Source organism: Terriglobia bacterium (assembly GCA_036496425.1).
GTDB lineage: Bacteria > Acidobacteriota > Terriglobia > 20CM-2-55-15 > 20CM-2-55-15 > 20CM-2-55-15.
In genome coordinates this window covers 1-7,188 of sequence record DASXLG010000217.1, presented here as the reverse complement: position 1 = coordinate 7,188, position 7,188 = coordinate 1, and the positions used below count along the sequence as shown (strand labels likewise).

Sequence of the window (7,188 nt, the reverse complement as noted above, 5' to 3'; positions counted from 1 at the left end):
CACACAGTCCATGAGTTTCAAGTTGCAGACGCGGCCTGCAGCAGACAGTCCATAAGTCTCAGGTGGCAGTCGCGCCCTGCAGCAGACAATCCATAAGTTTCAGGTTGCAGACGCGTCCTGCAGCAGACAGTTCACAAGTTTCAGGTTGCAGACGTGCCCTGCAGCAGACAGTTCACAAGTTTCAGGTTGCAAACGTGCCCTGCAGCAGACAGCCCATAAGTTTCAGGTTGCAGTCGTGCCCTGCAGCAGACAGCCCATAAGTTTCAGGTTGCAGACGCGGCCTGCAGCAGACAGTCCGTAAGTTTCAGGTTGCAGCCGTGCCCTGCAGCAGACAGTCCATAAGTTTCGGGTTGCAGTCGTGCCCTGCAGCAGACAGAGCACAAGTTTCAGGTTGCAGTCGTGCCCTGCAGCAGGCAGAGCACAAGTTTCAAGTTGCAGACGCGTCCTGCAGCAGGCAGAGCACACGCGTCAGGTTGCAGTCGTGCCCTGCAGCAGACAGTGCGCGGGAATACGGCATTCCGGGAGGACAGTGCGGCGCAGTAACCTTCATTCAGAGATTCGGATCCGCCCTGAATTTGACTCCGCATTTCCATGTTCTCGTTTTCGACGGGGTTTATGCCGCGGAGGAAGGTGAGGTTCCAGGATTCTATCCGCTGCGTCCTCCCGACAAGAGTGACGTCATGGCCGTCGCGGCGCGCGTTGCGGAACGCGCCGCCGTTTTAATGGAGACGCAGGAAAGCGAAGACAAGATCGAGGAGCCCGAGCTCGGAGCCCTCTACAATGCCTCGATGATGGGACGGATCGCGACAGGCCCTAATGCCGGGCGGCGCGTGAACACCATAGGGCAGACTACCGCAGTAATGGATTCCGGAGAGGATGAGAGCTTCCAGTCCGGGACCGTGCGCTGTGCGCAGGTGTCAGGGTTCAGTGTCCATGCGGGAGTCGGAATTCGCGCTGAAGACCGCAAAGGCCTGGAACGGTTGTGCAAGTATGCTTCGCGTCCACCCGTCGCCACCGAGCGGCTGGAGCAACTGCCGGACGGCCGGTTGAGCTACCGGTTGAAAACACCGTGGCGGAACGGAACCACTCACGTGACGTTCGAACCTCAGGAACTCCTGGAAAAACTGGCCGTTTTAATCCCCGCGCCGCGGTTGAATCTGACGCGATTTCACGGTGTACTGGCTCCGGCAGCGAAGTGGCGTGCGTCGATTGTACCGGCGCCTCCTCCTCCGGTCGAAACGCGGCCCGCCTGTGGTTGTGGAGAGAGCGAAAGTGCCAAGAAGCGCCGGCCCAATTATGAATGGGCTGCATTGATGGCCAGGGTTTTCGAATTGGACGTCCTCGAATGCGGACACTGCAAAGGGCGGTTGCGGATTCTTGCCGCTATTCATCCGCCGGAAAACACGCGGAAGATTCTCGAATGCCTCGGCCTGCCCACCCGCGCTCCACCCCTAAGACCTGCGGCAGCCCAATCCACACCAAACGACGTCGACTGAGCCCTCAAGGGGAACCGCTCGTCTAAAATCCTGCGCCATCCGCTCCAATATCCGCTTCGTGCCTCGTCATTCCCGGAACTCGACCGGAAAGCTGCTGGCTTATCCGCCCTGTGGCCGAAAATTTACATAATCCGTTTTATACGGCATTCGGCAGGCATCTCTTATCCTTCCTACATCTTGTTGATCCAAGTTGGACCGCCGACGATCAGGGAGTCTTTGAAGGGGCCGAAATGCCAACTTCAATAACAGTCGGAATGGAACGTTCCTGTCGGCAAATCGTGGGCAGGGCGAAGATCCAACGAAACCTGCTCGCTTCCGAGGTTGCTCTTGATGGCTGCGGCGGCGAATTTACGCTCCCGGCGTTTACGCGACGACGGGCTCTCTGGATCTCAATGCTGTCTGCCGTGTCTGTAATCCGTTTGCCGCTGGCGCCGAACCATTCGAATATTCGGACGTCCAGGCTCGCATGGCAAAGCTTCTTGTGCGGTCGAGCGGTCATCGGAGAATTAACGCGGAACCGCTTCTGTATGAAATCGCCCTGCGCGACATAGGTCTTGTCGCCGAACCGCGCCTGCTCTGACCCTGGCAGGCGAGCCTCGATTCGACTCACCCGTATGGCAGGCTACTGTTGCCATCGTATAATGATGCTGAGGCGGTTATGAAGGAATTCAAAGTGGAGTTACCGGACGATCTGGGCACCGCGGTTGAGAATGCGGCGCAAGCCGAGCAGAAGAGCCCGGAAGAGCTGATTGCCGAAGCCGTAAAGCGTGACATTGGCCGGCGGTGGATGGACAAGCTCAAGCGCGAGGGTGATGCCCGCCGTGGCAACTTGACGGATGACGAAGTGGATGCCGTCGCGAATAAAGCCATCGCAGAATACCGCCACGAACAACGCAGCAGATAAGTGCCCTCCGCGACCCTGGATACCTCCACGTACATTTCCGCTCTGCAATACGGCGGCGAGGCTTTCTCGCTCTTAGAAATGGGCCGCGATGGTGAGATTGATCTTGCTGTTTCTGAGGAAATCATCGCAGAAACACTTGGCGTGCTGAAGCGGAAGTTCGGCTGGTCGGATGCGCGGCTAGAAGGTGCACGGGCTACGATGGAGGCCACCGCTCGAAGTGTTGTGCCTCAGCAAACCCTGAACGTGATTATTGAGGACCCGCCTGACAATCGGATTTTGGAATGTGCAGTCGAAGCCGGTTCGGAATATATCGTTTCGGGCGATAGAGATTTCTTGAGGCGCGGAAGCTACGAGGGCATCCGTATGGTGAAGGTTGCGGATTTTCTGAATATTGTGACGGGGTGAGGGCAGCCGCGTTGAGCCGGTTTGCGTTGGTTTGAAGCTGTTGCGACGATCAGCCCTGGATGACTAGACTGAATATGAAATAACAACCATCGCCGCAGCAGTCTTACTTCTCCTTAACGTCTTTCTATTTGGTCTTGCGAGCCTTCGTTTCCGACGGTCCTGGTTGTGGTTTTGGTTATGGCGGTCTTCGTAAGTCCGCTCTCGAGTGAGCCGCAGGAAGCGCTCGACGCAGCATGTCGTAGACCGGAACCGGACGATCCTTGCCTGACGACCGGCCACGGCCACACCTGCCAGGATGAAGCTAAGCGAAATTGCTGCGGTGTTCGACCAGAATGCAGCGATCCATCACCACTTCGAGCCCTGCGGACCGGGCGCGCTCGGCTGCGGCCTCATGGATGATTCCCTGTTGCATCCAGATGACGCGAGCTTTCCGGCGGATCGCCGCCTCGACAATATCGGGGACGAATTCGGGGCGCCGGAAAATATCGACGATTTCGATGGGATCCGGCACCTCGTCGAGTGAAGCGTATGCCTTCTCGCCAAGCACTTCCCGCTCGTTTGGATTCACCGGAATAATGCGATAGCCCACGCTCTGCATGTAACGCGAAACCGAGTAACTCGGCCGCCAGGTTTGCGAGGACAACCCCACGACGGCGATGGTTTTATACGCTTCCAGAATCTCCTGGATAGTCATAGGACCTTGTCCAATGCGCTCAGGAATTTCTGATTCTGCTCGCGGGTTCCTACCGATACGCGCATGCATGTCGGACAACCCCATGCCGGACGGACAATGATTCCGTGCTTGAGCAAAGCTGTCGTCACTTCCCTTCCCGGCCGCCCGACATCGACCAGCACGAAGTTCGCAAATGACGGCACGTACTTCACACCGCGGCGGGACAGTTCGTTGTAGAGAAACTCCCTTTCCTGGTGATTCAACGAGACGCTTTTTTCGACGTGCGCGTGGTCGTCCCAGGCCGCAATCGCCGCGGCCTGCGCGACGCTGCTGGTATTGAAAGCCATGCGGACTTTGTACAAGGTATCAATCACGCTCCGGGTGCTGATTCCGTAGCCGATCCGCAGACCCGCAAGCCCGAACACCTTGGAAAACGTTCGCAGGATCAATACCGGCCTGCCGGCACGAACGTATTCCAGCGAGTTCGGGTAGTCCGGCTCCTTGACGTATTCGAAATAGGCTTCGTCCAGAACGATGAGCGCCCGGTCCGGTATTCGATTGATGAAGGCGTCCAGTTCCTTCCGGCGAATGATGGTGCCGGTGGGATTATTCGGATTTGCCAGGACGACCAGAGCGGTTCGAGACGTGATGCGTTCGGCCATGGCATCCAGATCGAAGGCGTAGTCTTTCATCGGTACGCGTACGATCGGCATGTTCAGCATCTCGGCCAACAGGTAATACACGATGAATGACGCTTCACCGGTTAAGACTTCGGCTCCGGGAGCGAGAACTGCGTGAAACGCCATTGCGAGAATATCGCTGGAGCCGCAGCTGATGACCAGTTCATCCATCGAAATCTTGTAATGTTCAGCGAGCTTCCGGCGGAGGAAGAATCCGCTATCGTCGGGATAAGGCGCAACCTGATCCATGTAGGCTCGCGCGGCTTCAACCGCCTTCGGCGAAGGTCCGAAGGGGTTCTCGTTCATACCGAGCTGAACCACTTTCACGCCGAGTTCACGTTCGATCTGTTCCGCGGGATTCTCCGATTTGTATCCGGGTATGCGCTGGATGTGCGGCGGAATCGCTTCCTCAAAACTCATTTTTTGAACTCCCGCTGGAATTCCGCGACCTCGTGCTCGGTCAGGAATCGCCACTCGCCCGGCTTCAGTTTTTCGTCTTCGAGAGAGCCGATCCGGACCCGGCGGAGCTTTTCGACCGGGTGTCCGATCGACTGAAACATGCGGCGGATCTGCTGGTTTCTGCCCTGGTGCAGCGTCACTGCAAACCAGGGATTGTCGCCGCTCTTCAGCTGTTCGATCGCGCACGGCGCCAGCCGCTCCTTATCGATGTAGGTGCCGCGGCGCAACCGTTCCAGGTCCCGTTCATCTGGAGGATGCGCCACTTTGACGTAATAGACCTTCGGGATGTTACCGGCCTTGGTCATGAGCTTCGTGAACTCACCGTCATTCGTCAGAATCAACAGGCCTTCAGAAGCAAAATCGAGGCGCCCGACCGGGTAGACGCGTTCTTTGATCTTGCCTTTCACGTACTCCACGACCGTCGGACGGTCCTGCGGATCGCTCGAGGTCGACATGACGTTTTTCGGCTTATTTAGAAGGACGTAGACATGACGCTGGGCCGACCGAAGCTTCTTGCCGTCAACTTTGATGACGTCTTCGGCCGAATCCGCCTTAGACCCAAGCTCTGTTATGATGTGGCCGTTCACGCTGACACGGCCACCGGTGATCATTGCTTCCGCATGCCTTCGCGAGGCTACACCGGCATGCGCCAGAATCTTCTGAAGACGTTCCTGCATCTTTACATTCTAATGTCATCTGGCAAACAGCCCGAAATCAGATGCGTTCCACCTTAACTTCCGTTTTCACGGAATTCGCGATGAAGCACTGTTCGTGCGCCGCGTGGTGGAGGGAATCCTCTTCCTCGGAAGTGGGAGTCTTGGAGCCGCTGTATGTAATCCGGGGATGCAGAGTGACGACACTCACCCAGGGAATGCCGCGCTCGTTCTTGGAAATGACGCCGACGGCTTCGTCTTCATAGCTGTCGATCTCGAACCCTTTGCGCGACGCGACGTACAGATACGTCAGCATGTGGCAGCTCGAAAGCGAAGCCACGTATGCCTCTTCCGGATCGACATTCGCCGGATTGGAAAAGGGGACGCGCACAGCGGCGGGCGAGGAGGAGGCGGCTACCGTCATACCGCCGTCGAACGTCCATGTATGTTCGCGCGAGTAACTGCCTTTCAGAAAATCACCTTCAGAAAACTTCCACTTGATGGTTGCTTTGTGTTCGGACATGGGTGTTAATGCGACCTCAGACTTCTTCCGGGATTTCTTCCTCTGCGGCGGCCTGGTTCTTGATCAACTCTTCAAATTCTTCCATGCTCGGCAAATCGCTCAGATCTTTGAGTCCGAAATGGATGAGGAAGTCCTTCGTCGTTTTGTACAGGATGGGACGGCCGAGCACTTCTTTGCGGCCGGATGTCGCAACAAATTTCTTGTCGAGGAGTGTCTTGATAACGCCACTGGCCTGGACGCCGCGGATCTCCTGGATCTCGGGAACAGTGACCGGTTGCTTGTAGGCAATGACCGCCAGCGTTTCCAGGGCAGCCAGGGACAGACGTGTGGGCGGAATCTGGCTTTTGATGAAGTGTTTCAGGACCTCGTGGTGTTCCGGTTTGGTCGAGAACCGGTACCCGTCGGCCACTTCACGGATTTCAATTCCCCGCTCCGGCACGCGATACCGCTCGATCAATTCATCGAGCGTTTGCTTCAGTTCGGCGCGGTCCACATCCGGCAAAGCCTTGTGAATCGCGTCAAGGCTGACGGGCTCCTTCGCAAGATAAACAATTGCCTCAAGCAGGGCTGAAAGATTTTGATAATTCATAGTCCGGATTCGCTCGAGCCGTTATTTCTCCGAAAGCTTTGTCTTGTCTCAAGAAAATGGCGTGAAGCCGGGTCAGCTCCAACACCGCCAGAAACGCCGTGATCAAACCGCGGCGCGAAGTGATTTCGGGTAAAACCTCGGTCAACGCCACGGGGCCCTGCGCCGAAATAATCTTTTCGAACAGATAGGCCATCATCTGCTCGACTGAGAATTCGTCGCGATGAAGCTGCATCAGCGGCCGCTCTTCGGCCCGTTTGACGACGTCCCGGAAGGACATCAGCAGATCCCACAGCGTCACGTTCAATTCCGGCTCGAGTTCGGAGCTCTCGATTCCGGCGTCGCCGGGATTCGACCAGGTGGCGTTCTCGATCATCTCCCGCTGGTATAGCATCTGTGCAGCGTTCTTGAACTTCTCGTATTCGAGCAACCGGCGAACCAGTTCGGCTCTCGGATCTTCCTGCTCTTCAGGAGGAGCATCGGGATCCGGCGGCAACAGCATCCGCGATTTGATGTAAATCAGCTGGGCCGCAATGAGGAGGAATTCCGAAGCCACGTCCACGTCCATCTCTTCGATGACATGGAGGTAATCCAGATACTGTTGTGTGACCTTCGCAATCGGAATGTCGTATATATCGAGCTTTTGCCTGCGGATCAAATCCAGCAAAAGATCGAGCGGACCTTCGTAAAGCGGAATCGAGATCTTGAGATCGACCATAGTTGTATTAGGCGTCCAGACTAGTTTGCCTGTGTGACATCCTAGGTCCACATAGCAATAGTCTCAATCCAATCCGCCGGCCTTTTTGGCC

General features: G+C 56.6%; 9 protein-coding genes. 3 read left to right on the top strand and 6 right to left on the bottom strand.

All coding sequences use genetic code 11. From position 1 onward, the window contains the following. The first annotated feature begins 317 nt into the window (after positions 1–317). The 3 genes from VGK48_15685 (at position 318) to VGK48_15675 (ending at position 2,805) form a co-directional block, all read left to right on the top strand. On the top strand, positions 318–1,496 hold the full coding sequence (locus VGK48_15685) for a transposase (protein HEY2382616.1): 1,179 nt from the start codon (positions 318–320) through the stop codon (positions 1,494–1,496). A 658-nt stretch (positions 1,497–2,154) separates the two neighbouring features. Next, positions 2,155–2,400, top strand: a complete 246-nt coding sequence (locus VGK48_15680; GenBank protein ID HEY2382615.1) for a hypothetical protein — start codon at positions 2,155–2,157, stop codon at positions 2,398–2,400. Then, positions 2,401–2,805 carry a putative toxin-antitoxin system toxin component, PIN family gene (locus tag VGK48_15675; GenBank protein HEY2382614.1) on the top strand — a complete coding sequence of 135 codons (405 nt, stop codon included), beginning with the start codon at positions 2,401–2,403 and terminating at the stop codon, positions 2,803–2,805. Positions 2,806–3,106: 301 nt separating this feature from the next. Here the strand turns inward: VGK48_15675 and VGK48_15670 are convergent, their stop codons facing one another. Genes VGK48_15670 through VGK48_15645 form a run of 6 tightly spaced genes read right to left on the bottom strand, consistent with a single transcriptional unit; the run spans position 3,107 to position 7,097 of the window. Then, positions 3,107–3,499 (bottom strand): CoA-binding protein, encoded by a 393-nt coding sequence (locus tag VGK48_15670; GenBank protein HEY2382613.1) that lies wholly within the window; start codon positions 3,497–3,499, stop codon positions 3,107–3,109. Next, a complete protein-coding gene (hisC, locus tag VGK48_15665; protein ID HEY2382612.1) occupies positions 3,496–4,578 on the bottom strand; it encodes a histidinol-phosphate transaminase in 1,083 nt (360 codons plus the stop codon). The genes VGK48_15670 and hisC overlap by 4 nt, the downstream gene beginning before the upstream one ends. After that, positions 4,575–5,294, bottom strand: coding sequence for a pseudouridine synthase (locus tag VGK48_15660; GenBank protein HEY2382611.1), 720 nt, complete (start codon positions 5,292–5,294; stop codon positions 4,575–4,577). Before VGK48_15660 ends, hisC begins: the two co-directional genes overlap by 4 nt. A 37-nt stretch (positions 5,295–5,331) precedes the next feature. Beyond that, the gene (locus tag VGK48_15655) at positions 5,332–5,793 is read right to left on the bottom strand and encodes an OsmC family protein (GenBank protein ID HEY2382610.1); all 462 of its coding nucleotides are present in this window, start codon (positions 5,791–5,793) and stop codon (positions 5,332–5,334) included. Positions 5,794–5,809: 16 nt separating this feature from the next. After that, the gene (gene scpB, locus VGK48_15650; protein ID HEY2382609.1) at positions 5,810–6,382 is read right to left on the bottom strand and encodes an SMC-Scp complex subunit ScpB; all 573 of its coding nucleotides are present in this window, start codon (positions 6,380–6,382) and stop codon (positions 5,810–5,812) included. Continuing rightward, the gene (locus VGK48_15645; protein HEY2382608.1) at positions 6,351–7,097 is read right to left on the bottom strand and encodes a segregation/condensation protein A; all 747 of its coding nucleotides are present in this window, start codon (positions 7,095–7,097) and stop codon (positions 6,351–6,353) included. Before VGK48_15645 ends, scpB begins: the two co-directional genes overlap by 32 nt. Positions 7,098–7,188: the final 91 nt, after the last annotated feature.